The following is a 23,830-nucleotide window of genomic DNA, read 5'->3' as shown; positions in this document are numbered from 1 at the left end:
CACGATATGAGGGAATATTTTCTATGAAGGAGAATAAAATGAACAATTATAAATTAACGATTCAGTACGATGGTGCACGTTTTAAAGGATGGCAACGTCTTGGTAATAACGATAATACGATTCAAGGAAAAATCGAAAGTGTCATTTCCGAAATGGTCGGAAAAGAAATTGAAATTATCGGTTGTAGTAGAACAGACGCTGGTGTACATGCTTTGAATCAAGTTGCTAACTTTCAAAGTGATGAGAAGTTAGTGGAACATAAAGTAAAAAAATATTTAAATCAATATTTGCCAAATGATATTAGCATTACAAATGTGGAAGAAGTACATGATCGATTCCATGCTCGTTACAATTCTAAAGCAAAAACATATCTGTATAAAATTTGGAATGAAGAGCATACGAACCCATTTATGCGTAAATACAGCATGCATGTGAATAAAAAATTAAATGTGAAAAGCATGAAAGAAGCTGCGAAACATTTAGTTGGTTCACATGACTTTACTGCTTTTTCAAATGCAAAATCAAAGAAAAAGTCTATGGTGCGAGAAGTATATACACTTGAAGTGATGGAAGAAGCAGGATTTGTACAAATTAGAGTAAGTGGTAACGGATTCCTTCATAACATGGTCCGAAAAATTGTTGGAGCATTAATTGAAGTTGGGTTAGGACAATTAGATGCAGAGGCGATTCCACACATTTTAGAGGCGAAACAACGTAATCAGATTAATTGCCTTGCTGAGGCAAGTGGTTTGTATTTGGAGAATGTTGAGTTTTAATAGTCAGTAAAAAATCGAGCTGTGTAGGCTCGATTTTTTTATGCTTTAGCGTTAAGAAGATTTCTCTTTCTTCATCCGTATCTTCAAATTCCAAAAAACAGCAAGCATAATAGCTGCAAAAGAGCCGCTAATTGTTGCTAGTAGCTTTGCATAAGGATAGGTATTCACATTAATGAGTAGCATCATACATAGAAGGGTAGGGAAGAAGGCTAAGTATTGTAACAACTTTAATCTTTTATCATTATTCATATACATCGTTCCTTTCTAGTATGTTACATGTTTATTATAACATATTTTACCAACTGTTTATTTGTACATTAAAGCAGATTTATGCTGCATTAACAAGCAATAAAAGTCGAATTGGTGAGGGCTAGTAATCCACTCATCCAAGCTTCATTTCATATGTGTAAATGCAGTTTTTTAATTCGATATTGTAAGTTTTGTCTACTTAATCCTAAAAACTTTGCAGCTTGTGAAATATTACCGTGATACTCTTTCAGAATTTGAGTGATGTAGTTCTTTTCCATTGCTTCTATTGTGTGTTTTAACGTTTTAGGTGTATCAGTATCGTTATTAGTTAGGAAAGGTTGCGTATTGAATTCTTTTTTTATTTGTTCACGAAAGCGAGTAGGAAGATGAAACGCCGTAATAATATTTTCATCTTCAACCAAGTTCATTGAACCTTCAATGATATGTTCCAATTCTCGGACGTTTCCAGGCCAATCATATGCATACAAGAATTCTCTTACATGTATATCTACATCCGTTACAGCGAGTCCAAATTGAATGTTGTACTTTTCGATAAAGTGCTGAACAAGAGCGGAAATATCTTCTTTTCGTTCACGTAAAGGCGGGAGGCATAAAGTAACGACGCTTAATCGGTAATATAAGTCTTCCCGTAATCGATTATGTGTAATAGCTTCAAGGGGGTCTTCATTAATAGTTGCTATAATACGAACATCAATTTCTTTTTCTTGTGTGCCCCCGATTCTTCGTATTGTTTTTTCTTGTATAGCTCGCAGTAACTTCGCTTGAAGTGTTGGACTTAATGAGTTGATCTCATCTAATAACAAAGTTCCTCCGTTTGCTTCTTCAAATAAACCAGCTTTATCGATTGCTCCTGTAAATGCCCCCCGGTTCGTACCAAATAATAAACTTTCCATTAACGTATCAGGTATAGCGGCACAGTTTTGTGAAATAAATGGTTTGCCTGAACGCTGGCTTTCATTATGGATACTTTGTGCAAATAGTTCTTTCCCAGTGCCTGTCTCTCCTACGAGAAGTATAGAGGAGGATGTACGAATTACCCTTTTTCCTTCCGCAATGATTGATTGAATGGCTTCAGAATCACCAATTATGTGATCAAAGGTAAACTTATTATTTTGTTTTCGGGAAAGGTTTGTTTTCATTGTTTGTTTAGAATTGCTAATCTCTTTTGAAATTTCAATAGCGCCTTTAATTTTTCCATTTTCTATTATAGGGAAAGTATCGTTAATCGTCGTAATTTCTTGCCCTTTATTGTTAAAGTACGTTTGTTTTATATTTTTGTTTGTTTTTCCTAATTTTAATGCTTCTATAAGAGTACTATTTTTATTTTCTTCAAATGCGAATACTTCTAAAGGACTTTTATATAGCACATCTGAGCGCTCCATTGATTCAATTTCCATCATTTTACGGTTATAGATAATCGTTTTACCTTCCTCATTAATAATATGAATCCCGATATCGAGTTCATTGAGCAAAGTTTCATATAGCATATTCATTTCAATGATCTGTTTCAAATTAATTTCTTCTGTACGCATAGATTATCTTCTCCTCATTTCACCCTATGAAGACTGACTTTTTATAATTTTATTAAAATTCTTATAAAACCGCAAAATTTTTTTGCGATTTTCCTTTTAAAACTTCTTACACGGTAGAAAAAATTTGCGGTTATGAAGATTTTTTTGTGAGGAACCCTCATTTTAAATAGGAATTTAAGATTGGTACGCATTTTGCATAAAGAATAGTTGAAATCTCTAAAGGAGGGATATGCAACGTTTCAGTACCAATTAATAAGAAGGAGGAGTGTATAAAGTGAAGACGGTTATAGAAGGCGTGTATAGTCCTTGTTACGGGAAAGTTGAGAAGTTATTTGTTACGGAAAGTTCTTACGTATACGAATGGGAGAAATTAGCGTTAATTGAAACAATAGATAAACAGAAAGTAGAAATTAAGGTAGGAATCAGTGGGTATATCGAGTCATTAGAAGTAGTAGAAGGACAAGCTATCGCTGATAAAAAGTTATTAATAACAGTGAGGGATGATCTTTTAATAACAGGTAGTGATTAATACTATGTATTTTGCTCTTTTCAATAATTATTTTTCGTATAAAAAATTTTAAAAACGCTTACATGAAATGGGTTTCCAAAGGGAAAAGGGGGGATTTGTATGATGGATCAAAACCAAGGATTAAAAAGGGAATTGAAAAGCAGACACATATTTATGATTGCACTTGGAGGAGTTATTGGTACCGGACTTTTTTTAGGATCGGGGTATACAATTCATGAAGCTGGGCCTGGAGGAGCGATTGTAGCTTATCTTGTTGGAGGATTTGTTATGTATTTAACGATGCTCTGTCTCGGAGAGTTAGCTGTTGCGATGCCTGACGCAGGATCTTATCAAACGTATGCTACGAAGCATATTTCCCCTGCAGCGGGTTATGTAGTCGGATGGATGTCGTGGCTAAACTGGTCGGCTACAATAGGTATTGAACTAATTGCAGTTAGTATTTTAATGAAACGCTGGTTTCCTGATGTACCGTCTTGGATTTGGTGCGTAGTGTTTGCGGTACTACTTTTTGCTATTAACGCGTTATCTTCAAGAAGTTTTGCAGAAGTTGAATTTTGGTTTGCAAGTATTAAAGTCATTACAATCATTGCATTTATTATTTTGGGTGGGGCAGCAATGTTTGGTTTTCTAGATATGAAAGGAAATGAACCAGCACCAATATTCTCTAGTTTTACTGATTATGGTGGATTGTTTCCAAATGGATTATCCGCTATTTTAATTACGATGATTGCTGTTAATTTTTCCTTCCAAGGAACAGAGCTAGTTGGTATTGCAGCTGGAGAGAGTGAAAATCCAGAGAAAACGATCCCGAAGGCAATTAATAATACAGTTTGGCGTATACTTGTGTTCTTTGTATTATCTATTTTCATTCTTGCAGGATTATTCCCATGGCAACAAGCAGGAGTGATAGAAAGTCCATTCGTAGTTGTATTTGATAAAATTGGTATTCCTTATGCAGCCGATATTATCAATTTCGTTATTATTACAGCAGTATTATCCGTTGCGAATTCAGGATTATATGCAACTTCTCGTATGCTATGGTCTATGTCTAATCAAGGAATGATTAGTCCGATTTTCGGTAAGTTATCTAAAAATGGTGTTCCTATTTATGCATTGATTGTAAGTACAATTGTAGGTTGCCTTTCATTACTATCAGGTATTTATGCGGAAGATACAGTTTATTTATGGCTACTTTCTATTGCTGGGTTCGGAGCGATATTAGTTTGGGCATCTATTGCTCTATCTAACTTATTAGCTAGAAGGTCATATGTTAAGCAGGGCGGGGATGTGAAGGACTTGAAATTTAAAACACCGCTGTATCCATTCGTTCCACTGCTTGCGTTAGTATTAAATATAACAGTAATTGTAGGTATGGCCTTTATTCCAGAACAAAGAATGGCATTGTATTGTGGTATTCCCTTTATGATTGTTTGTTTACTGTTTTACCGTGCGACAAGAAATAAGGGGGGTAACTTAGAGCATATTGAAAAGACAAAGACAACAGAAATAGAAAGTTTATAATAGTGATTAATTTGGAGACTGTAAAATTGTAAACAGTCTCTTTTTTTGTGAAAATAAAGCTGGGAACATACTACGTATGCAAAGGGGAATTAGCGATGAATGAAGAAGTTGCACAGCTATTAGAACAGATTGATCTACGAAAAAATGAGTTACTAGAGCTTACAAAAACATTAATTCGTTTTGAAACACCAGCACCGCCGGCGAGAAATACAAATGAGGCGCAAGAATTTGTTGCACAGTTTTTAAGAAAACGAAATTTTAGTGTTGATAAATGGGATGTATATCCGAATGACCCGAACGTTGTTGGGGTGAAAAAAGGAATAGAAAGTGACACATATAAAAGTCTTATTATTAATGGGCATATGGATGTAGCGGAAATATCAGCAGATGAGGCGTGGGAAACGAATCCGTTTGAGCCATTTATAAAAGATGGTTGGTTAGTTGGACGTGGTGCAGCAGATATGAAAGGGGGACTGGCTGGAGCATTATTTGCTATTCAGCTTTTACAAGAAGCTGGCATTGAATTACCTGGAGATTTAATCTTTCAATCCGTAATTGGGGAAGAAGTTGGAGAGGCGGGAACACTTCAATGCTGTAAAAGGGGATATGAAGCTGATTTTGCAGTCGTAGTGGATACGAGTGATTTACATATGCAAGGACAGGGGGGCGTAATTACTGGATGGATTACTGTGAAAAGCCCCCAAACGTTTCATGATGCAACACGTAGGCAAATGATCCATGCAGGGGGTCGTTTATTCGGAGCGAGCGCGATTGAAAAAATGATGAAAATTGTGCAAAGTTTACAAGAATTAGAGCATCATTGGGCAGTCATGAAAACATATGAAGGCTATCCATCTGGAACAACAACAATTAATCCAGCTGTTATTGAAGGTGGAAGACATGCAGCATTTATTGCGGATGAGTGCCGGTTATGGATAACAGTACACTTTTATCCGAATGAAACACATGAACAAATAATAAAAGAAATTGAAGAGTATATTGGGAAAGTGGCAGCTGCTGATCCATGGCTAAGTGAAAATCCACCACAATTTAAGTGGGGCGGAGAATCAATGATTGTGGATCGTGGCGAAATTTTTCCTTCTTTAGAAATAGATAGTGAACATGCAGCTGTAAAAACGCTTAGCTCAGTACACGAATCAATTCTTTCTAAAAATGCAATTTTAGATATGTCTGCAACGGTAACGGATGGTGGTTGGTTTAGTGAATTTCATATTCCGGCCGTTATTTACGGACCAGGTACATTAGAGGAAGCTCATTCAATAAATGAGAAAGTAGAAATAGAACAGTTAATTGAATTTACAAAAGTAATAACAGCATTTATATACGAATGGTGTCATACGAAAAAAATAGATTAGTATGTTGAAATCGTACAGGTATGTATACTTGTACGATTTTTTAGTGAACTATTTCAGAGTTGGATAGAAACAACTGAAATAGTTCTTTATTTTTCTATGTCTTTCGTTTTAGCTCAATTAATTTCTCTTTCGCTAATTCAACAGCAATTGCATCATCTAAATAACCAATTGGAAAGAGATAGTCGGGAATAATATCTGTCGATAAAATGAAATACAGTAATGCGCCGCCAAGAACTGCACGCTCTTCTTTTGAAATCGTTTCATTGCAAAATTGTTGATACATATCCGTTAATTGTTCAATGAAAGGACCAGCGCTATCAATTTGTTCTAACTTGCTTGCAAAACTTTCATGAATACGTTTTTCACCCTCTGTTGTTTGCGCATATCGTTCATAGTTTTCGAGTTCTTGTTTTACGCGGGTTGTTGTGTAGTCGAAATCGAATAAGTTAGAGGATTGCAGCGTTTGCTGAATTGTATCAAGAGATGTGTACATATCCGTCTTTTCTTTATTAATGTGAGGAGAATCCGGATACATTTCATCAAATAACAATTGGGGTGGAACTTGCAGACATTCTGCGAATTTTTGTAGGTGTTTTTGTTTTGGCGGTTGTTTACCATTCATAATTCTTGAGATTGTTGCGGGATCAATATTTGTAAGCATTCCGAGTTGGCGCATAGATAAGGCACGTTCTTTTAAAAGTTTTTTTATTAATCTACTAAGCCGCTCATTTGGATTTTCTTTAGGCATAGCGAAGGCACTCCTTTTTATTGTTGAAAAAATGTTGAGTATTTATTACATGTATATGAAACAGACAGGCACAGTTGCTCAACATTTTCATAAGATGCATTGAAAAGTGAGAAAAAGGGGTGGCTATTTATGAGTACGGCAGGTCTATTTTCAATTTTTTTAATTGGGATTGCTTCTAATTTAGATAATGCAGGTGTTGGGATTGCATATGGCATTCGTAAAATTAGAATTTCGTGGTTCAACAATTTTATCATCGCATTTTTTGGTTTTTTATTTACTTTATTAGCTGGATTTTTTGGGAACTGGATTGCGTTATTTATTTCAGAGTTTACAGCAAACTTGATTGGAGCAATCGTTTTAGGGATAATCGGTGTGTTTATTTTGTGCCAGCCTTTCTTGGGGCAAAGAAATACCGTAGGCTCTAAAGATGGTAATGTACTTATGGGGATTTTACGTGATCCAGAAAAAGCAGATTTTGATGGTTCTAAAACAATTAGTTTTTCAGAAGCAATTGTTTTAGGGATTGCGTTGTCTATTAATAATATTGCAGGTGGATTTGATGCTGGAGTAACAAACTTGAACCTTTGGCTTACAGCAACTATTTCTGGGGTGTTTAGTTTTATTTGCATAAGTGGTTTTGCGTATGTAGGAAAACGATATTTAGCAGAATACTTAGGGAAATGGGCTACGGTTATTGCGGGCGTGTTATTAATTCTTATCGGGATAGATCAGTTGTTGTAAGGAGAGTAGAAAACAAGGTTCGAGTATTTCCTTGGAAATACAGCAAGGGATTGCATATATCGACGTACTTTTCTCCATACTAATACGGATTTCTTTTAAGAAAGGGGGATTTGTATGGGACGCGGGAAAGCATTTGATCATAAGAAAAAAGGGCATGATCATCAACCACCTAAAGGTGCGTTCATTCATAAAGATGTAAATGAACATACTTTGGAAGAGGAAGAGCTACCAGTAAATATTGAAGCGTATAAAAATAGTTTGAAAAAACATTAAAAGCACCTAAATAGGTGCTTTTTTTAACGTATATCTTCAATTAATTGTTCCGATTCTTCGTGCATACTGTACTCACTTAATACTTGGATACAAAGCCACTTTAATTCTTCGATTGTATGTTCAAGTTCTTCAGGAAGCACATGATGAATGTCTTCAAGTCCCATTCCGAAATGAATAAGTTCAAGTACTTGATCATCGATGTTCCGATCCATTAATAGTTCAAGTACTTCTAAATTGAATATGTATCGGTGAGCTTCATCGAGTGAAACAACTTTTAGCTTTAAGCTTTCTACAATACTCAATATAAAAAGAAGAATTGTTTTTTCAAGAACAGGCTGTTTTCCCATTTGAAATATTAGTTTCATCTTTCACACCTCCACATATAGCGCTAGGTTGTACTATATTATTCAGGAGGGAGGAGCAAATATGCATGATATAGAGAAACTTTCAGTACGGTTTTTGTAAGGGGACGGATAGCTGATAAAGTTGAGGGTTTTATGAAATAAAAAAATCCTGCTAGTATAGCAGGATGGTTCTAAATTAAAAAATGCTCCAACCTTCTTGAGCAGAAAGAAGTTCAAGAATTTTAAAACCAGCGATACTATTTCCGTTTGCATCTAAAGCTGGTCCGAAAATACCAATTCCCATTTCGCCTTTTACACAGCCGAAAATGCCACCAGCTACACCACTTTTTGCGGGGATACCAACACGAATCGCAAATTCACCAGACTCGTTATACATACCGCATGTAACCATAAATGTTTTACAAATCTTTGTAATATGCTTAGGGATAATTTGTTTTTCTTTATATGGATCATATCCATCCATCGCAAAAATTAAACCGATACGTGCTAAATCGATACAGTTTACCTCAACTGCACATTGACGAGTGTATAAATCCATCAGTTCTTCGATATCACAATCAATAATTCCGTTTTGTTTCATATAGTAACAAAGTGAACGATTTAAGTAAGCTGTCTCTAATTCTGAATTCGCAACTTTAGAAGAATAATTAATAGTAGGATTATCTGTTATTTCACGTACGAAATGAAGAATGCGCTCCATTTTTTCTTCATTATCTTTACCTGCTAACATGCTTGTAATGGCTAGTGCCCCTGCATTAATCATTGGATTAAGTGGTTTAGAAGGACTTGTCGTTTCTAATTTAATAATAGAATTAAATGGATCACCGGTTGGTTCCATTCCAACTTTAGAAAATACATATTCTTCACCACGATCTAAAAGGGCAAGTGCAAGTGTAATTACTTTTGAAATACTTTGAAGAGTGAATAGTGTTTGTGAGTTGCCAGCATGGATATATTCTGTTTCTTTATGAAAAATGGCAATCCCTAAATCATCTGGATTGGCATTTCCTAGTTCGGGGATATAAGTAGCAAGCTTTCCTTTTTTCGTATATGGTTTTACTTGTTCTAACAACTGTTGTAAGTTGTTTGTCTCAATGCACTGCATAGTACCAACGCTCCTATTTTGAATTAACTAAGTTTACTTTTCCCGATATGCTCGGAAATAAATAATAACATGAAAAAGTGGAATGATAAAACGAAAGTTACATGTTCTATAGTGGGTCTTTCGTTTCGCGTATTTTGTAGTGAAAAAGGAGAATTTTCCTTTTATATAACAGTTTGGAAATAGGAGATTTCTCCATAAAAAATTCAAAAATAAAAACTACACATCTATACAACTATATGTTATTATGGTTATGTAAATAGAAAGCGTTTTCTAAGGCGTACTTATAATGATAACGATTTCATAAATTTGATAGGGGGAATTAAAATGTTGCAGTTTCTACAACGTATTGGTAAAGCGTTAATGCTTCCAATCGCCGTACTACCAGCAGCAGGATTATTGCTTCGTTTAGGACAAGAAGACGTATTTAACATTCCTGTTATGGCACAGGCCGGTGCAGCAATTTTTGATAATTTAGCACTTATTTTTGCAATTGGTGTTGCAATCGGTTTGTCTGTTGACGGTAGTGGAGCAGCTGGACTTGCCGGAGCAATCGGATATCTTGTTTTACAAAATACAACGAATGCTCTAAGTAAGACGTATTCAGCAGCAGAGTTAAATGATAAATTAAAAAGTGTTCAAGATTTAGTCGGTTCAGTAGATCCAACTAAATTAGCAGATACAATGACAAAGGTTTCAAAAGCAGCGGCGTTAACGCCAAAAATAAACATGGCCATACTCGGTGGTATTATTGCAGGGGTTGTTGCGGGATTATTATACAACAAATTCCATAAGATTAAACTACCAGAATGGTTAGGATTCTTTGCAGGAAAACGTTTCGTACCAATCATTACTTCAATCGTAATGTTACTTTTAGGATTGGTATTCGGTCAAATTTGGCCAACAATTCAAAGTGGTATTGATGCAGTGGCACATGGTATCGTGAACTTAGGTTCAATTGGTGCTGGTTTATTTGGATTATTAAACCGTTTATTAATTCCGATTGGTTTACACCACGTAATGAACACATACTTCTGGTTCGTACTTGGTGACTTTACAAATGCAGCTGGCGATATCGTTCATGGTGATATTGCACGTTTCTTTGCAAAAGATCCATCAGCAGGTATGTTTATGACTGGTTTCTTCCCAGTTATGATGTTCGGTTTACCAGCAGCATGTTTCGCAATGATTGCAGCTGCTAAACCAGAAAAACGTAAAATGGTTACAGGTATGTTAGGTGGTCTAGCATTAACTTCATTCTTAACTGGTATTACAGAGCCAATTGAATTCTCATTCATGTTCTTATCACCAGTACTATATGGAATTCATGCTGTATTAACAGGTCTGTCTCTATTCATTACAACAACACTTGGCATTCATGATGGTTTCTCATTTAGTGCCGGGGCAATCGATTACGTCTTAAACTTCGGTATTGCAACAAAACCATTGTTACTAGCAGGAATCGGTTTAATTTACGCAGCAATTTACTTTGTAGTATTCTACTTCTTAATTAAGAAGTTCGACCTAAAAACTCCTGGTCGTGAAGATGAAGAGGAAATGGCTGAAGGCGAAGAAGCTCCAGTTGCAGGTTCAATTGGTGAAACTTACGTAGCAGCTTTAGGTGGAAAAGAAAACTTAACAGTTATTGATAACTGTGCAACACGTCTACGCTTACAAGTGAAAGATGCTGGTCAAGTAAACGAAGCAGCATTAAAACGTGCTGGTGCAAAAGGTGTTATGAAATTAAGTAACACGAGTGTTCAAGTTATCGTAGGTACAAATGTTGAATCTGTTGCCGATGATATGAAAAAACACGTATAAATAATTAGATAAGAGGATATCCAAAAAGATTGATAACATCAGTTTTTAGAGGATATCCTCTTTTTTTATGTTAAAAATTTAACGAGAATCTTACTTTTTTAAATTTTCTTTTTCTTTTTTATACATATAGGTTGGTAATATGTGCAGTGCGTGATAAAGTAGGGATGACATAGAATGGATTATCCATAATCTACTAAAATAAATCTTTAGTAGAGAGATTAAATTATTGGTGAATAAGGGGAAAAAAGTAATCATGGATCACGAAAAAAATAATGCGAATGGGAAATCACGTCGGCCGAGTGTATACATAAAAAGAACAATCATTCTCGTCTTACTATTTTCACTGGTATATTTCATGTATACAAAAATTGTTGCGCATAATAAGAAAGAAGAAACTTTAAAAGCAGCAGCAGAAATGAAGAAACAAGAAGAGCTAAAAAAGAAAGAAGAAAAAAAGAAGCAAGAAGCAAAAAAACAAATAGAGCAGGAAGAACAAGTGAAGCAAGCACAAGCTGCAGAACAGCCTGCTGAGGGACCACCTCAAGAAATTAATGAAAACGCTCAATTAGATCAATATTTGCAAAAAACAGGATTTAGCGGGACAGCGGTTATTGTGAAGAACGGAAAGGTTCTTTTGAATAAAGGATACGGTATGGCGAACAAAGAAAAACAAGTACCGAATAATTCAGAGACAACTTTTTATATTGGTTCTATTTCAAAGGCTTTTGTAGCGACTGCTATTATGCAATTAAAAGATCAACATAAATTAAACGTAGAAGATACGGTTGCGAAATATATTCCAGATTTCCCTCAAGGTAATGGCATTCAGTTAAAACATTTACTAACACATACATCAGGAATTCCAGAGTACGAGCAGGGAACAGAGGATATTTCTCATGAAGAATTGATAAAACGAATAGGAAAGCAAAAGCGCATTGGAAGTCCAGGAGAGAAATGGAAGTATTCCGATTCTAACTATTCGATACTTGCCTATATTGCTGAGAAGGTAAGCGGACAACCGTTAGAAGAGTATATTAAACAACATATTTTTGCTACTGCTGGTATGAAACATTCTGGTTTTGGTAGAGAGCTAGAACAAACAAGATTTCCATCGACAGGTTATAAAATAGTAAATAACAATATGACAACACCTAATATTCCAAGTATGTCACAACTTTATGGTTGTGGTGATATATATACAAGTGCCCATGATTTATATTTATTTAATGAAGCGCTCTTCTCTGGAAAGTTGATTTCAAAAGAAAGCTACGATCAAATGTTTACAGGTGGAAAAAAAGATTACGGGTTTGGATGGTACGTAGACCCGGGAAGTTATTCGAATCACGGTGTAATGCCAGGCTGGAACTGTTTAAATGGATTTAGTAAAAATGGTAGTGTGTATGTTGTTTTATTATCTAACATTCAAAACAACATTAAATCTTTTGGTAAAGTGAATAATGACATTTATACGATGTTACGAAATATTGAAGTGTAAGAGACTATCCTTTTAGGTAGTCTTTTTTTTGTGATTAGAACATATTGTTTCGTTGAAAAATGTATGTCTTACCTATCACAAAAAGAGTCTGCTTTGTATACATTAAGATGTATGGATATATTTTTATAATTTAAAAATAATAGGAGGAGAAGTGTATGTGTTTATTTGGTAAGTATTGGAAAAAGTTATCGAGATTGTTTAATAGACAATTAGATTATTTTTTAGATAATAAGTTATTGCCTGCTATGGAACGACTTTTGTTTTCGCAAAACTTCGCGAGGTTTATTCAAAGAAACTCCAAGCAAGCTACGGAAGAATTTATTGAATCAAGTAGATTTCAATCTATTATTTGTAACATTTTAAAAGAATGTAATACATCACCTTTTAAAGAAATTGCAGAGCAGTATTTAGGTAAAAATGTAGAAATTACGGTGACAGTTGGACAGTTAACAGGTGTAATTGTAGCAGTTGGTGATGATTTCTTAACACTGCAAGAAGGAATAGGAACAGAAGTTTTATTACCATTTACAAGTATTATATCAATTAAAGAAGCGTAAGAAAGGAGACTTATATATGTTATTTACTGAAGAATTACGTAATCATGTTGGTGAGCTAGTGCAAGTTGTGACAGCGGCCGAAATTGTTGCAGGTATTCTGTTATCTGTGACAGACGGGGCAGTAAGTGTTCGTACTTCTCCTTCTTATGGACCACCGGAAGATGTAGTTGTACGTATTCCTATCATTTCTTATGTTCGCTTGGAAGGGTAAGCGTGGTACAAGTATGAGGGTATCAGTTATTATTCCAGTGCATAATGAAGCGAGTACTTTATCACAAGTTTTAGTAGAAGTGGAGAAATTGAAACCATATGAAATTATCGTAGTAGATAATGGATCGACAGACGGAACAAAAGAAATAGCCTTACAACATCATTGCCATGTCATTTATTATAAATATTCTCTTGGTAATGATGTTGGACGGGCAATTGGTGCAAGAGAAGCGAAAGGCGACATTGTTTTGTTTTTAGACGGTGATATCGTCATTGATAATAAAGAGCTACAACGTTTTATAAAAGGCATTCAGCAAGGTCACCAAATTGTTGTGAATAATTTAACATGGTCCGTTTATTTAAAGATGAGACCGCATTATACGACAGTTGGCAAATTTATGTTGAATCGTTATTTGAATAAAAAAGAGCTTGTTGTTGGAACTTTAATCGCAATTCCGCATGCAATGAGTAGGGAAGTTATTCAAAAGTTTGGTTGGTGGAATTTAGCGGATCCAGCACTATTTCAAGCGATAGCGATGTCTAGAGGAGTAGATATTGTTGATATGGCTTCTGTCGATGTCATTCATACAAATAAAGTGCGTCCCGTTCATACTGGTACATCACCTGGCTCTCCTTATCCGAAAGCGACTAGTCGTATTATGGGGGATCATTTACGTGCTTTGCAATACGTAATCGAAATATATGGTAAGCGTGGTGGCTTTTCGGAAGGAAATAGGGATAGAGAGTTTATAGGAAAGTATAAACCAGTTTTATTACAAAAGAAAAAAGCGAAATATAGTGCAATTATCCCAGTATCAGAAGAAAAGATGACTATAAGATCTGTTATACAAGAAGTGAAAAAATCAGGTGTAGATGAAATTATAGTTGTTGCGAATGGAGCGGACGTTGAGACAGTTAAACAAGCAAAGCTAGAGAATGTCATTGTTATTGAATTTGAGGAAGCGCTTGGACATAATGTAGCCCGAGCGATAGGAGCTATGCATGCTACGGCCGATATTTGTTTATTTGTCGATGGTGATTTTGTTATTCCAGGGGAAAAACTAATTCCATTTTTACATGCTATCGAAGATGGAAATGATGTGGCATTGAATGATTTACAGTGTTTATTAGATATGTTTCATCCGGCAGACCCAATTAGCATGGGAAAATATTTTGTGAATTTGGTAGCGAAACGACCAGATTTATGGAATAACTCATTAACGGCAGTACCACATGCTATGCATAAAAAGGTAATAGAGAAAATCGGATATGATTCTCTTATCATTCCACCACTCGCTCAAATGAAAGCTATTTTGGAGGGATTTTCTATTACAGCGGTAGACTTTGTAGATGTCATAAAAACAAATCGAGTACGCCCAGAGCAACATGGATTTGTAAATGGGCGTATTCCAGCATTTGATCGTATTTTCGGTGATCAACTTGAGGCGATTGCATATTTATTGCAATCCACAGACGAGCGCGGGGGTTTTACAGATGGAGAGCGGAATAGAAATATCATTCAACAATTGAGAAAGGAAGAAGAGAATACAGATGAATGTTAGTAGTACAGTTGCCATTATCGGATTAGGATATGTTGGTCTTCCTTTGGCAGTTCATTTTGCAGAGAGAGGACATACAGTGCTTGGATTAGATAAAGATACTAGAAAAATAGAATCAATTATACAGGGAGAAAGTTATATTCCAGATGTTTCTTCTAAATTGTTACAAAGTTTATTGACTAGAAAAAAATTAATAGTCAATACACCGGATCAAGGTATTGCTGATTTTCAAAATAGTGATTATGTTATTGTCACTGTCCCAACTCCAATTAATGAACAAAGAGAACCAGACTTAAGTGCCCTCATTTCAGCTTCGCATTATATACAACAAAACCTTCAAAAAGGACAAACCTTCATTTTCGAAAGTTCCACATATCCAGGTACGCTCGAGGAAGTTATTATTCCGATTATTTCTCAAACAGGAAAAAAGGTAGGAGAAGATTTCTATATTGGGTATTCTCCTGAGAGAATTGACCCAGCTAATAGTCAATATTCAGTTCAAACGATTCCAAAAGTCATTAGTGGACAAACAGAAATGTGTAAACAAAAAGTACAGGCTTTGTATAGCACTATATTTGATGTAGTTGTTCCAGTTAGCTCCCCAAAAGTAGCAGAAATGTGTAAGCTATTTGAAAATATTCAGCGCTTAGTCAATATTTCATTAGTAAATGAGTTAAATACACTATGTGAAAGTTTAGGAATTGATTTTTATGAGGCACTTGAAGCGGCATCTACAAAACCGTTTGGATTTACGCCGTATTGGCCAGGACCAGGGATAGGGGGACACTGTATTCCGGTAGATCCTTTATATTTCCAGTGGAGAATAAAAAAGAATGGAGCAATTAGTCAATTAATTGAGGCGGCACATGTAATTAATGAGGAAATGCCAGAGAAAGTGGTCCGGAAAGTAAAAGGTGTGGTGCAATCACCTGCAACGGTTTTAATTGTAGGGATTGCATATAAAAAAGATGTAAATGACTTAAGAGAATCGCCAGCGTTGCCAATTATTGAATTGTTAATAAAAGCAGGATATGAGATAGCGTATCACGATCCATATATTTCTTCTGCAAAATTTGGAGATAAGGTGTATCAATCTGTTTCTTTGGATGAACAAGTCGTTAAACAAGCGGATTGTATTTTAATTTTAACAGACCACTCTAATATCGATTGGAAGGTTTTTAAAGGGATAAAGCAAGTCGTAGATACACGTGGAATTATAAAGAAGGTGAGTGTATGAGTAAGAAATGTTTAATCACAGGTGGAGCAGGATTTATTGGATCGCATTTAGCTGAAGAGCTGGTGAAAAGAGGTTATGATGTCACTATCGTTGATAACTTCTATAAAGGGAAAAATAAATATCATGATGAGTTAATGAAAGAAATTCGGGTTATTCCAATAAGTGTTTTAGATAAAAATTCTATTTATGAATTAGTAAATCAACATGATGTAGTGTTTCATTTAGCAGCAATTTTAGGTGTGAAAACGACAATGGAAAAGAGTATAGAGCTTATTGAAACGAATTTTGATGGAACGAGAAATATTTTACAAGCAGCGCTAAAAGGAAAGAAGAAAGTAGTTTTTGCGTCTACTTCAGAAGTATATGGTAAGGCAAAGCCGCCCTTTTCTGAAGAAGGAGATCGATTATACGGTGCAACCTCTAAAATACGTTGGAGTTATGCAATTTGTAAAACGTTAGAAGAAACATTATGTTTAGGATACGCTTTAGAAGGTTTACCTGTAACGATTGTTCGTTATTTTAATATTTATGGTCCAAGAGCGAAAGATGGTCCGTATGCAGGGGTAATCCCACGATTTATTCGCGCAGCACTGCGAGGAGAAGACATTCTCGTATATGGAGATGGAAAGCAGACACGTTGTTTTACGTATGTAAGTGATGCGGTAGAGGCAACGATTCGAGCAATGGATGAGAAGGTAAATGGTGAGATTATTAATATAGGTTCTGAGAATGAAAAGAGTATAAAAGAAGTAGCAGCAGTAATAAAAAAATTAACGAATTCTTCTTCAAAAATTGTTCAAGTTCCTTTCGAAGAGGTATATCCACATGGCTTTGAAGAAATTCCAAATAGAAGACCAGATGTAACGAAATTAAGAGAACTTGTTCAATTTCAAGCGAAAGTAACGTGGGAACAAGGGTTGAAAGAAACTATTAAATGGTTTCGTGAAGAAAACAATGGCTAAGTCACTATCGATTATTATACCTGTATGTAATGAAGTGGATACGATTTCAGACGTTATTCAATCGGCAAAAGGATTAAATCCAGTAGAGATTATTGTAGTAGCAAACGGTTGTAACGATGGTACAGAAGAGGTTGCTGATCGTTTAGGGTGTAAAGTAATCAAGTATACAGAGCTACTGGGGAATGATGTGGGCCGTGCAGTTGGCGCAAAACACGCGATAGGTGATGTATTACTATTTATAGATGGAGATTTTGTTATTCAAACTTCAAAGTTACAATTATTCCTAAATCCAATTTTACATGATCAGGCCGACATCGTTTTAAATAATTTGGATGCGTTATTTTTAAAGAAACAAAAACCGCACTCAGTGACAGTGTGGCGCCAAATATTAAATGCAATGTTAGAGAGTGAGGAGTTGAAAATTGACTCTTTATTATCTGTACCTCATGCGTTGACGAAAGAAGTTGTTCAAAGCATTGGATATGAATGTTTTGTTAATCCTATTGTCGCTCATTTACGCCTTATTCAAAGCAAATGGAGAATTAGTCGACATTGTGCAATTGACGTTATTACACCAAATAAATTTCGGCCGACCGAGCATGCTGCGTATGGCACGGGTCTTTCTCATTCTGAAAAACGGATGATAGGTGACCATATAGAAGCTGTAGCGGAGCGAATAGTAGGTAGCGATGAGCGCGGAGGGTATTATGATGGAAATAGGAAAAGAGATAGTGTCTATCATACTTTAGATTTTGAAGATTTTTATCAAGGATGGGGCGTTACATCGAATTTGTATAAGGGAAAGCAATTATCGGTCATTATTCCTGTACAAGATGAAGAGAAAACAATTGGAAACGTTATAGAAGAACTTCGCAAAATTGAACCTTTTGAAATTATCGTTGTTGTAAATGGTTCGTCTGATCAAACAGCAACGATTGCAAAAGAAAAGGGAGCAACGACAATCGTATATAAAGAAGCACTCGGAAATGATGTGGGGCGCTCACTTGGAACGTATTTTGCAAAAGGAGAAATTGTGTTATTTATAGACGGCGATTTTGTTATTCCAGCGAGTGAGTTATATCCTTTTGCGAAAGCTATTGCAGATGGAACAGATGTTGCATTAAATGATCTAAATCATTATTTAGATTTAAGAGTACCGCTTCATCTTGTAACTGCATTTAAATATGCATTAAATTTAGCTTGTGATAGAAAGGATCTAGGCGTAGGCTCTCTTATCGCTGTACCGAATGCGTTTAGTCGTAAGTGTTTGAAAGAAATTGGATATAGATCTTTACTGGCACCGTGTGTAGCTCAAGTGAAAGCTATTCTTTCAGGATTTGAAGTTGCATGTGTAAGTCGTGTTGAAGTCGATAAGATGAACCGTATTCGACCCAGTGAACATTTTGCTAAAATAGGTCATCCACCAGCTGTACTTCGAATTATTGGTGATCATATAGAAGGGTTAGAGCAATTAATTGTATTAACAGGCAGTCGTGGTGGATTCCATGATGGAAATAGAAAAAGAGATATTTTATAGGTAACAAAAAAGTGTACAACATATGTACACTTTTTTGTTCTGTTATAAAAACTATAACAGATTAGGAGATAAGAGTATTACAGCTCTACAATGGGTATTGTTTTTATATTACAAAATAGGACTCGCATATAAGAATACCAAAAAAATACAATTAAGGAAAGGGTTAATTTTAAAGACTTTCAAATGAAGTTAACACTATGTATATAGTAGTTTGCTCAATATTTCACAAACATGTCACAACTATTTCGTTCACTTTCGTAAAAAAGTAGTATTCTAAGTGTGTAAGCTGTTATATAAAAAATCTTAGTCCTGTACTAATCAAAAATGGAGGAGATTAGGATGACTCAAGTATTAGAAAATGTTAAAAACGCATGGGAAAACTTTAAAGGTGAAAAATGGAAAGCAGAGATTGATGTTCGCGATTTCATTTTAAATAATGTAAACGTTTACGAGGGAGACGAATCTTTCTTAGCGGGAGCAACTGAAGCAACGAAACAACTTTGGGATCAAGTAATGGATTTAACAACGAAAGAACGTGAAAACGGTGGCGTTCTTGATATGGATACAAAAATTGTTTCTTCTATTACATCACATGAACCAGGATATTTAAATAAAGAGACTGAAAAAGTAGTCGGTTTCCAAACTGATAAACCATTTAAACGTTCTTTACAACCATATGGTGGTATTCGTATGGCGGAACAAGCTTGTGAATCTTATGGATACGAAATGGATAAAGAGCTTAGTCGTATTTTTAGAGATTGGAGAAAAACTCATAACCAAGGTGTATTTGATGCTTATACACCAGAAATGAGAGCTGCTCGTAAATCAGGTGTTATTACGGGTCTTCCAGATGCATACGGACGTGGACGTATTATCGGTGACTACCGCCGCGTAGCATTATATGGAGTAGATCATTTAATTGAAGCGAAGAAAGTAGATTTAAATTTAACTGGCGGTGTAATGAGTGAAGATATAATGCGTTTACGCGAAGAGTTATCTGAACAAATACGTGCACTTCAAGAGTTAAAACAAATGGCTGCTTCTCATGGCTTTGATATTTCTAAGCCAGCAACAACTGCTCAAGAAGCATTCCAATGGTTATACTTTGCATATCTTGCAGCAATTAAAGAGCAAAACGGAGCTGCAATGAGTCTTGGACGTACTTCTACATTCTTAGATATTTATATTGAAAGAGATTTAGCAAATGGTACTTTAACAGAAGAAGACGTACAAGAAATTGTGGATCACTTCATTATGAAATTACGTCTTGTGAAATTTGCAAGAACACCTGATTATAATGAGTTATTCTCTGGTGACCCAACTTGGGTAACTGAGTCTATCGGTGGTATGGCATTGGATGGTCGTCCATTAGTAACAAAGAACTCATTCCGTTTCTTGCATACATTAGATAATTTAGGACCAGCTCCAGAACCAAACTTAACAGTTCTTTGGTCTAAACAATTACCACAGAACTTTAAAAACTACTGTGCGAAAATGTCTATTAAAACATCAGCAATTCAATATGAAAATGATGACATTATGCGTGCTGACTATGGCGATGACTACGGGATTGCTTGTTGTGTATCTGCAATGAGAATTGGTAAACAAATGCAGTTCTTCGGTGCACGTGCAAACTTAGCAAAAGCATTGCTATATGCGATTAACGGTGGTAAAGATGAAAAATCTAAAGCACAAGTTGGTCCTGAGTACGCACCGATTACTTCTGAAGTATTAGATTATGAAGAAGTTATGCATAAGTTTGATATGACAATGGAATGGTTAGCGGGTCTATATTTAAACACATTAAATGTTATTCATTACATGCACGATAAATATAGCTATGAACGTATTGAAATGGCACTTCACGATACAAATGTTCTTCGTACAATGGCAACAGGTATCGCGGGTCTATCTGTAGTAGCAGACTCTTTAAGTGCAATTAAATACGCAAAAGTAAAACCAATTCGCGATGAAAACGGAATTGCAGTTGACTTTGAAATTGAAGGAGATTTCCCTAAATACGGTAACAATGATGACCGTGTAGATGAAATTGCTGTAAATCTTGTGAAAACATTTATGAATAAACTTCGTAAACACAAAACATATAGAAATTCTGTTCATACAATGTCAATCTTAACAATCACATCTAACGTTGTATACGGTAAGAAAACTGGTAACACTCCAGATGGTCGCCGTACTGGAGAACCATTTGCACCAGGTGCGAACCCGATGCATGGACGTGATACAAAAGGTGCGTTAGCTTCATTATTATCTGTAGCTAAATTACCATATGAAGATGCACAAGATGGCATTTCTAATACATTCTCTATTATTCCAAAAGCACTTGGTAAAGAGGATGAAGTACAAGTACGTAACTTAGTATCAATGCTTGATGGTTATGCAGTAAAAGAAGGACATCACTTAAATATTAACGTATTTAACCGTGAAACATTAATGGATGCAATGGAACATCCTGAGAAATATCCACAATTAACAATTCGCGTATCTGGTTACGCTGTAAACTTTATTAAATTAACTCGTGAACAACAAATCGATGTAATTAACCGTACAATGCATGAAAGCATGTAATGAAAAAAGTGTCCCTCTGCATTTTATAAATAGCAGAGGGAGGCTGTTTCAATAAAGGAGGAAGTAACATGGTAAAAGGAAGAATTCATTCTGTAGAGTCTTGTGGTACTGTTGATGGCCCAGGAATTCGTTATGTCATATTTACACAAGGGTGTTTATTACGTTGTCAATATTGTCATAATGCTGATACGTGGGAGATCGGTAAAGGAAAAGAAATAACAGTCGAAGAAGTAATGCAGGATGTGACATGTTACCTTCCTTTTATTGAAGCTTCCGGAGGCGGTATAACAGTTAGTGGTGGGGAACCATTATTACAACTAGATTTCTTAATTGAATTATTTAAGAAATGTAAGGAAATTGGAATTCATACAACAATTGACTCTTCGGGTGGTTGTTATTCTGAAGAACCAGAATTCCAAAATAAGCTAGATATTTTAATGGAGTACACAGATTTAGTTTTATTGGATTTGAAACATATTGATTCAAAGAAACATCGTAAATTAACAGGAAAACCAAATGAACATATTTTACAATTTGCTCGTTATTTATCGGATAAAAATAAAGCGATTTGGGTACGACACGTATTAGTTCCTGGTATTACTGATAATGAGGAGGATCTACAAAAACTATCTAGTTTTATTCAAAGTCTGTCTAATGTTCAGAAAGTTGAAGTGCTACCATACCATAAGCTTGGTGTATATAAATGGGAGGCACTTGGGCATAAGTATCCACTCGCAAATGTAGAACCGCCTACTGAAAAAAATGTAGAAGAAGCAAGACATATTTTACAAGCAGTCTAATCCAAATATTGGGTTAGGCTTTTTGCTTTCTTTACAATAAAACCTAGAGTATATATGGAGAAAAGAGTATACTGAAAATAGAATATCCATATTTTTGTAAGGAATAAGTGGAGAAATTTACATAATTGTAAAGGGAAATCAAAATAGTAAAAAGAATTAAGAAGTAAAAGAGTGAGTATCATGGAATAGAGAACATTTGTAAGTTATTGCGAAAGCTCTTATAGGAAAGTATAATGTAAAGATATGAGCACAGATAGGATTAAGGGGTCAATCTTATATGCTTTGCATATCCACGACAGGTACATAGCTGAAAGAGAAATATTAGAGTCTGTTTATGTAATTTTTAAGGAAAATGTTTTTCCTATTGTCGTATATGCAATATGGAGAAACAATAAGCTAGGAGTGGATTTGTTTGATAAAAAACCCCAAGGTTTTAATATTAACTGCACATTACGGAAACGGTCATGTGCAAGTAGCGAAAACATTAGAACAAACATTTCGCCAAAAAGGAATTAAAGATGTAATTGTATGCGATTTGTTCGGAGAATCACATCCGGTTATAACCGATATTACAAAATATTTATATTTAAAAAGTTATACAATAGGAAAAGAATTGTACCGCTTGTTTTATTATGGCGTAGAAAAAATTTATGATAAAAAAATAGCATCTTGGTATGCTAATTTTGGAAGAAAACGTTTGAAATTACTTTTACAAGCGGAGAAACCGGATATTGTTATTAATACTTTTCCGATTATAGCTGTACCAGAATTAAAAAAGCAAACAGGTATTTCAATTCCTGTGTATAACGTATTAACGGATTTTTGTGTGCACAAAATATGGATTCATCGGGAAGTAGATCGTTATTTTGTAGCAACTGATCACGTAAAAAAAGTTATGGTTGATATTGGTGTGCCTGCGGAGCAAATTGTTGAAACTGGAATTCCGATTCGTAGTAGTTTTGAGTTAAAGATCAATTCAGATATTATATATAATAAATATCAGTTATGTAAGAATAAAAAGATTTTACTAATTGTAGCAGGTGCTCATGGAGTATTAGGAAGTGTAAAAGAACTATGCCAATCATTTATGTCAGTACCTGATTTACAAGTAGTTGTCGTTTGTGGAAAAAATGAAGCGTTAAAACAGGATTTGTTAGGGTTACAGGAAAAAAATCCTGATGCATTAAAAGTATTTGGTTATGTAGAAAATATTGATGAACTATTCCGTGTTACTTCTTGTATGATTACAAAGCCAGGCGGTATTACGTTAAGTGAAGCGGCAGCATTGCAAGTACCTGTCATTTTATATAAGCCTGTTCCAGGACAAGAAAATGAAAATGCGATGTACTTTGAAAGAAAAGGGGCTGCAGTTGTCATTCGTGATGATAGTGAGGTTTTTGCAAAAACAGAGGCGTTATTACAAGATGATATGAGGCTTCTTCAAATGAAAGAAGCGATGAAAAGCATTTATCGTCCAGAGCCAGCTGATCATATTGTGGATACAATTTTGGCAGAAAACCATGTAGAACCGAATCATATACCTATTAAATCACCTGCTCTTGCACAATCATTTACTTAATATGAAACCCTCTTTTGTATGTTTAAAGAGGGTTCTTTATTATTTTCGAAGATAAAGACTTATCCACATGAAGAGTGCGCTTTCATTAAACAGTAAAGTCGGAATATTAACAACTATATCCACATTATCCACAATTTTTAGAAAAATATCCACAATTCTAACATTTGATGTGCGTTACGATATATAAACTGGTGAAAGGTTTGCCTAATTTATTCACAATTCTATAAATTATGTGGATAACGTTATCCACA

General features: G+C 35.1%; 23 protein-coding genes. 18 read left to right on the top strand and 5 right to left on the bottom strand.

Annotation, left to right across the window (positions count from 1 at the left end; genetic code table 11):
- Positions 1–38 precede the first annotated feature (38 nt).
- Entirely contained in the window at positions 39–776 is a 738-nt protein-coding gene (truA, locus tag QCI73_RS25155) for a tRNA pseudouridine(38-40) synthase TruA (RefSeq protein WP_200730804.1), read from the top strand.
- Between the two features lie 51 nt (positions 777–827).
- On the opposite strand, the gene QCI73_RS25150 is transcribed toward truA, so the two are convergent.
- Both QCI73_RS25150 and QCI73_RS25145 read right to left on the bottom strand, forming a co-directional pair.
- Positions 828–1,025, bottom strand: coding sequence for a hypothetical protein (locus tag QCI73_RS25150; protein WP_200730803.1), 198 nt, complete (start codon positions 1,023–1,025; stop codon positions 828–830).
- A gap of 149 nt (positions 1,026–1,174) precedes the next feature.
- On the bottom strand, positions 1,175–2,578 hold the full coding sequence (locus QCI73_RS25145) for a sigma-54 interaction domain-containing protein (RefSeq protein WP_200730802.1): 1,404 nt from the start codon (positions 2,576–2,578) through the stop codon (positions 1,175–1,177).
- A gap of 274 nt (positions 2,579–2,852) precedes the next feature.
- On the opposite strand from QCI73_RS25145, the gene QCI73_RS25140 reads away from it, so the two are divergent.
- The 3 genes from QCI73_RS25140 to QCI73_RS25130 all read left to right on the top strand — a co-directional run bounded on the left by QCI73_RS25140 (position 2,853) and on the right by QCI73_RS25130 (position 6,004).
- The gene (locus QCI73_RS25140; RefSeq protein ID WP_000859492.1) at positions 2,853–3,107 is read left to right on the top strand and encodes a biotin/lipoyl attachment domain-containing protein; all 255 of its coding nucleotides are present in this window, start codon (positions 2,853–2,855) and stop codon (positions 3,105–3,107) included.
- Between the two features lie 99 nt (positions 3,108–3,206).
- Complete coding sequence (locus tag QCI73_RS25135) at positions 3,207–4,628, top strand: amino acid permease (protein ID WP_200730801.1); 1,422 nt, start codon at positions 3,207–3,209, stop codon at positions 4,626–4,628.
- Positions 4,629–4,723: 95 nt separating this feature from the next.
- Positions 4,724–6,004, top strand: a complete 1,281-nt coding sequence (locus tag QCI73_RS25130; protein WP_353823961.1) for an acetylornithine deacetylase — start codon at positions 4,724–4,726, stop codon at positions 6,002–6,004.
- Between the two features lie 94 nt (positions 6,005–6,098).
- On the opposite strand, the gene QCI73_RS25125 is transcribed toward QCI73_RS25130, so the two are convergent.
- A complete protein-coding gene (locus QCI73_RS25125; RefSeq protein WP_001123720.1) occupies positions 6,099–6,752 on the bottom strand; it encodes a helix-turn-helix domain-containing protein in 654 nt (217 codons plus the stop codon).
- Between the two features lie 129 nt (positions 6,753–6,881).
- Here QCI73_RS25125 and QCI73_RS25120 point away from each other — a divergent pair, with 129 nt between their 5' ends.
- Both QCI73_RS25120 and QCI73_RS25115 read left to right on the top strand, forming a co-directional pair.
- A complete protein-coding gene (locus QCI73_RS25120; RefSeq protein WP_000100725.1) occupies positions 6,882–7,493 on the top strand; it encodes a manganese efflux pump in 612 nt (203 codons plus the stop codon).
- A gap of 114 nt (positions 7,494–7,607) precedes the next feature.
- Positions 7,608–7,766, top strand: coding sequence for a hypothetical protein (locus QCI73_RS25115; protein WP_000532409.1), 159 nt, complete (start codon positions 7,608–7,610; stop codon positions 7,764–7,766).
- Positions 7,767–7,789: 23 nt separating this feature from the next.
- Here QCI73_RS25115 and QCI73_RS25110 read toward each other — a convergent pair whose 3' ends face one another.
- Together QCI73_RS25110 and glsA are read right to left on the bottom strand one after the other, a co-directional pair.
- Positions 7,790–8,131, bottom strand: a complete 342-nt coding sequence (locus QCI73_RS25110) for a DUF3969 family protein (protein WP_000766603.1) — start codon at positions 8,129–8,131, stop codon at positions 7,790–7,792.
- Between the two features lie 175 nt (positions 8,132–8,306).
- Entirely contained in the window at positions 8,307–9,236 is a 930-nt protein-coding gene (gene glsA, locus QCI73_RS25105) for a glutaminase A (protein WP_001149852.1), read from the bottom strand.
- A 69-nt stretch (positions 9,237–9,305) separates the two neighbouring features.
- On the opposite strand from glsA, the gene QCI73_RS25100 reads away from it, so the two are divergent.
- From QCI73_RS25100 to QCI73_RS25045, 12 genes are all read left to right on the top strand, one after another.
- Entirely contained in the window at positions 9,306–9,419 is a 114-nt protein-coding gene (locus QCI73_RS25100; RefSeq protein WP_353823960.1) for a transcriptional regulator, read from the top strand.
- A gap of 141 nt (positions 9,420–9,560) precedes the next feature.
- A complete protein-coding gene (nagE, locus tag QCI73_RS25095) occupies positions 9,561–11,054 on the top strand; it encodes an N-acetylglucosamine-specific PTS transporter subunit IIBC (protein WP_000938883.1) in 1,494 nt (497 codons plus the stop codon).
- A 253-nt stretch (positions 11,055–11,307) separates the two neighbouring features.
- The gene (locus tag QCI73_RS25090; RefSeq protein ID WP_353823959.1) at positions 11,308–12,549 is read left to right on the top strand and encodes a serine hydrolase domain-containing protein; all 1,242 of its coding nucleotides are present in this window, start codon (positions 11,308–11,310) and stop codon (positions 12,547–12,549) included.
- Between the two features lie 155 nt (positions 12,550–12,704).
- On the top strand, positions 12,705–13,106 hold the full coding sequence (locus QCI73_RS25085) for an LSm family protein (protein ID WP_000335513.1): 402 nt from the start codon (positions 12,705–12,707) through the stop codon (positions 13,104–13,106).
- Positions 13,107–13,122: 16 nt separating this feature from the next.
- Positions 13,123–13,317 (top strand): LSm family protein, encoded by a 195-nt coding sequence (locus QCI73_RS25080; protein WP_000899480.1) that lies wholly within the window; start codon positions 13,123–13,125, stop codon positions 13,315–13,317.
- Positions 13,298–14,878, top strand: a complete 1,581-nt coding sequence (locus tag QCI73_RS25075; protein ID WP_353824133.1) for a glycosyltransferase family 2 protein — start codon at positions 13,298–13,300, stop codon at positions 14,876–14,878. The genes QCI73_RS25080 and QCI73_RS25075 overlap by 20 nt, the downstream gene beginning before the upstream one ends.
- Positions 14,868–16,112 carry a nucleotide sugar dehydrogenase gene (locus QCI73_RS25070; protein WP_001103215.1) on the top strand — a complete coding sequence of 415 codons (1,245 nt, stop codon included), beginning with the start codon at positions 14,868–14,870 and terminating at the stop codon, positions 16,110–16,112. Before QCI73_RS25075 ends, QCI73_RS25070 begins: the two co-directional genes overlap by 11 nt.
- Positions 16,109–17,074: an NAD-dependent epimerase/dehydratase family protein gene (locus tag QCI73_RS25065; protein ID WP_000037033.1), complete on the top strand. Its 966-nt coding sequence runs from the start codon at positions 16,109–16,111 to the stop codon at positions 17,072–17,074. The genes QCI73_RS25070 and QCI73_RS25065 overlap by 4 nt, the downstream gene beginning before the upstream one ends.
- Complete coding sequence (locus QCI73_RS25060) at positions 17,067–18,611, top strand: glycosyltransferase family 2 protein (protein WP_262724605.1); 1,545 nt, start codon at positions 17,067–17,069, stop codon at positions 18,609–18,611. The genes QCI73_RS25065 and QCI73_RS25060 overlap by 8 nt, the downstream gene beginning before the upstream one ends.
- Before the next feature lie 339 nt (positions 18,612–18,950).
- Entirely contained in the window at positions 18,951–21,200 is a 2,250-nt protein-coding gene (gene pflB, locus QCI73_RS25055) for a formate C-acetyltransferase (RefSeq protein WP_000195491.1), read from the top strand.
- A gap of 68 nt (positions 21,201–21,268) precedes the next feature.
- Positions 21,269–22,000, top strand: coding sequence for a pyruvate formate-lyase-activating protein (gene pflA, locus QCI73_RS25050; protein WP_262724607.1), 732 nt, complete (start codon positions 21,269–21,271; stop codon positions 21,998–22,000).
- Positions 22,001–22,412: 412 nt separating this feature from the next.
- Positions 22,413–23,579, top strand: coding sequence for a diglucosyl diacylglycerol synthase (locus QCI73_RS25045; RefSeq protein ID WP_000594713.1), 1,167 nt, complete (start codon positions 22,413–22,415; stop codon positions 23,577–23,579).
- Positions 23,580–23,830 lie beyond the last annotated feature (251 nt).

This window comes from Bacillus cereus group sp. MG16 (genome assembly GCF_040459875.1).
Classification (GTDB): domain Bacteria; phylum Bacillota; class Bacilli; order Bacillales; family Bacillaceae_G; genus Bacillus_A; species Bacillus_A paranthracis.
The sequence above is the reverse complement of the archived record's forward strand: the minus strand, read 5'-3'. Positions and strand labels throughout refer to the sequence as shown.

What these genes read in the sequence shown, in the direction of transcription:
- truA (WP_200730804.1), top strand. Translation starts at nt 39, where the DNA reads ATGAACAATTATAAATTAACGATTCAGTACGATGGTGCACGTTTTAAA.
- QCI73_RS25150 (WP_200730803.1), bottom strand. Translation starts at nt 1,025, where the DNA reads ATGAATAATGATAAAAGATTAAAGTTGTTACAATACTTAGCCTTCTTC.
- QCI73_RS25145 (WP_200730802.1), bottom strand. Translation starts at nt 2,578, where the DNA reads ATGCGTACAGAAGAAATTAATTTGAAACAGATCATTGAAATGAATATG.
- QCI73_RS25135 (WP_200730801.1), top strand. Translation starts at nt 3,207, where the DNA reads ATGATGGATCAAAACCAAGGATTAAAAAGGGAATTGAAAAGCAGACAC.
- QCI73_RS25130 (WP_353823961.1), top strand. Translation starts at nt 4,724, where the DNA reads ATGAATGAAGAAGTTGCACAGCTATTAGAACAGATTGATCTACGAAAA.
- QCI73_RS25125 (WP_001123720.1), bottom strand. Translation starts at nt 6,752, where the DNA reads ATGCCTAAAGAAAATCCAAATGAGCGGCTTAGTAGATTAATAAAAAAA.
- QCI73_RS25120 (WP_000100725.1), top strand. Translation starts at nt 6,882, where the DNA reads ATGAGTACGGCAGGTCTATTTTCAATTTTTTTAATTGGGATTGCTTCT.
- QCI73_RS25115 (WP_000532409.1), top strand. Translation starts at nt 7,608, where the DNA reads ATGGGACGCGGGAAAGCATTTGATCATAAGAAAAAAGGGCATGATCAT.
- QCI73_RS25110 (WP_000766603.1), bottom strand. Translation starts at nt 8,131, where the DNA reads ATGAAACTAATATTTCAAATGGGAAAACAGCCTGTTCTTGAAAAAACA.
- glsA (WP_001149852.1), bottom strand. Translation starts at nt 9,236, where the DNA reads ATGCAGTGCATTGAGACAAACAACTTACAACAGTTGTTAGAACAAGTA.
- QCI73_RS25100 (WP_353823960.1), top strand. Translation starts at nt 9,306, where the DNA reads ATGAAAAAGTGGAATGATAAAACGAAAGTTACATGTTCTATAGTGGGT.
- nagE (WP_000938883.1), top strand. Translation starts at nt 9,561, where the DNA reads ATGTTGCAGTTTCTACAACGTATTGGTAAAGCGTTAATGCTTCCAATC.
- QCI73_RS25090 (WP_353823959.1), top strand. Translation starts at nt 11,308, where the DNA reads ATGGATCACGAAAAAAATAATGCGAATGGGAAATCACGTCGGCCGAGT.
- QCI73_RS25085 (WP_000335513.1), top strand. Translation starts at nt 12,705, where the DNA reads ATGTGTTTATTTGGTAAGTATTGGAAAAAGTTATCGAGATTGTTTAAT.
- QCI73_RS25080 (WP_000899480.1), top strand. Translation starts at nt 13,123, where the DNA reads ATGTTATTTACTGAAGAATTACGTAATCATGTTGGTGAGCTAGTGCAA.
- QCI73_RS25075 (WP_353824133.1), top strand. Translation starts at nt 13,298, where the DNA reads ATGTTCGCTTGGAAGGGTAAGCGTGGTACAAGTATGAGGGTATCAGTT.
- QCI73_RS25070 (WP_001103215.1), top strand. Translation starts at nt 14,868, where the DNA reads ATGAATGTTAGTAGTACAGTTGCCATTATCGGATTAGGATATGTTGGT.
- QCI73_RS25065 (WP_000037033.1), top strand. Translation starts at nt 16,109, where the DNA reads ATGAGTAAGAAATGTTTAATCACAGGTGGAGCAGGATTTATTGGATCG.
- QCI73_RS25060 (WP_262724605.1), top strand. Translation starts at nt 17,067, where the DNA reads ATGGCTAAGTCACTATCGATTATTATACCTGTATGTAATGAAGTGGAT.
- pflB (WP_000195491.1), top strand. Translation starts at nt 18,951, where the DNA reads ATGACTCAAGTATTAGAAAATGTTAAAAACGCATGGGAAAACTTTAAA.
- pflA (WP_262724607.1), top strand. Translation starts at nt 21,269, where the DNA reads ATGGTAAAAGGAAGAATTCATTCTGTAGAGTCTTGTGGTACTGTTGAT.